Source organism: Shigella sp. FJ200513 (assembly GCF_040495915.1).
Taxonomy (GTDB): domain Bacteria; phylum Pseudomonadota; class Gammaproteobacteria; order Enterobacterales; family Enterobacteriaceae; genus ECMA0423.
The window spans coordinates 1-1,176 of record NZ_JBDYCV010000241.1; the positions used below are offsets into that span (position 1 = coordinate 1).

3 protein-coding genes are annotated in these 1,176 nt (G+C 43.1%); 1 reads left to right on the forward strand and 2 read right to left on the reverse strand.

Annotated features, from left to right (window positions below; translation table 11 throughout):
- Positions 1-127: 127 nt before the first annotated feature.
- Entirely contained in the window at positions 128-268 is a 141-nt protein-coding gene (yqcG, locus tag ABZJ92_RS21895) for a cell envelope stress response protein YqcG (protein WP_001288227.1), read from the reverse strand.
- A gap of 138 nt (positions 269-406) precedes the next feature.
- Here yqcG and queE point away from each other — a divergent pair, with 138 nt between their 5' ends.
- Complete coding sequence (gene queE / locus ABZJ92_RS21900; protein ID WP_001199973.1) at positions 407-1,078, forward strand: 7-carboxy-7-deazaguanine synthase QueE; 672 nt, start codon at positions 407-409, stop codon at positions 1,076-1,078.
- A 38-nt stretch (positions 1,079-1,116) separates the two neighbouring features.
- Here the strand turns inward: queE and ABZJ92_RS21905 are convergent.
- Positions 1,117-1,176: IS1 family transposase (locus ABZJ92_RS21905; protein WP_071528444.1), on the reverse strand; the 60-nt coding region annotated here is incomplete at its 5' end.

Below are 1,176 nucleotides of genomic sequence, written 5' to 3' on the forward strand. Positions count from 1 at the left end.
AAATGGAAGCCACGCAAGCACCTTAAAATCACCATCATACACTAAATCAGTAAGTTGGCAGCATTACCCAACAAAGGAACATACGAAAGTGAACATTAGTATGAAATAGCGCATTATAAATTTCTCATTAAATCTGGATAAATAAATTGACGGCGGCATCGGTAATTTTAGATTCGTTATCATTAAAAACTAATACAGAAAAAATAAATATAATTTTGGTGAATGTTTTGACATGATTAAATCCATTTTCTTTATTTTCTTCTGACATAATACGTTACTCCCTTTAATTATTAACGATATGTTTCGTATTTTTCTTTAAATCTGCATGTAACAGAATGTTAATAAGACATGATTGTTGCGGCAGGATCTGCAATAATTAACAATTATCCACTTCACAGAGAATGCTATGCAGTACCCGATTAACGAGATGTTCCAGACCCTGCAAGGTGAGGGTTACTTTACCGGCGTTCCCGCCATTTTTATTCGTTTACAGGGATGCCCGGTTGGCTGTGCCTGGTGCGACACCAAACACACCTGGGAAAAGCTTGAGGATCGGGAAGTCTCCCTTTTCAGCATTCTGGCGAAGACCAAAGAGAGTGATAAGTGGGGGGCGGCGAGCAGTGAAGACTTGCTGGCTGTCATTGGTCGTCAGGGATATACCGCGCGGCATGTGGTGATTACGGGTGGTGAGCCTTGCATTCATGATTTGCTGCCACTGACTGACCTGCTCGAAAAGAACGGTTTTAGCTGCCAGATCGAAACCAGTGGAACTCATGAAGTACGCTGCACACCGAATACCTGGGTTACCGTATCGCCAAAGCTGAACATGCGCGGCGGCTATGAAGTGTTGTCACAGGCACTGGAGCGAGCCAACGAAATCAAGCATCCAGTGGGGCGCGTACGCGATATTGAAGCACTGGATGAACTACTGGCAACGCTGACCGATGATAAACCGCGAGTCATTGCACTGCAGCCGATTAGCCAAAAGGATGATGCCACACGATTGTGCATTGAAACCTGTATTGCGCGTAATTGGCGTTTGTCGATGCAAACACATAAATATTTAAATATTGCCTGATTACACATTTATAAGCGTTATAAGGTAATGACTCCAACTTACTGATAGTGTTTTATGTTCAGATAATGCCCGATGACCTTGTCATGCAGCTCCACCGA